Source organism: Campylobacter concisus UNSWCS, from assembly GCF_000466685.1.
Classification (GTDB): Bacteria; Campylobacterota; Campylobacteria; order Campylobacterales; family Campylobacteraceae; genus Campylobacter_A; species Campylobacter_A concisus_A.
Genome location: NZ_ANNG01000177.1, coordinates 1 through 283, shown reverse-complemented (window position 1 = coordinate 283; position 283 = coordinate 1). Strand labels below are relative to the sequence as shown.

The window sequence follows — 283 nt, the reverse complement described above, 5'->3', positions numbered from 1 at the left end:
AGAAACAGGCGAGCTTAATTTTAATAGTGAAGTAAAAGAAAATGTTGCACAGTATGAAGCTGGAAAACTATTAGGTAAAGAGCTGGCTCAAAAACTAACGGATGATAGTGTTACAATAGAAGAAAAAGAGGCCTTAGGAAATAAATTTATACAGCTATTTGCAAGTATGTCAGGTCTTGATCTAGATGGCATATCTTTGAGAATAATTGATGATAAATTCGCAAAAGGAAAAGACGATGAAAAATTTCTAGGACATTTTAATAGTGGCTCAATAATACTAAAT

General features: G+C 31.8%; 1 protein-coding gene. It reads left to right on the top strand.

The window, feature by feature from the left end:
* Window positions 1-283, top strand: a 283-nt coding sequence (locus UNSWCS_RS12295) for a hypothetical protein (protein WP_035144372.1), incomplete at both ends; no start/stop codon positions are given.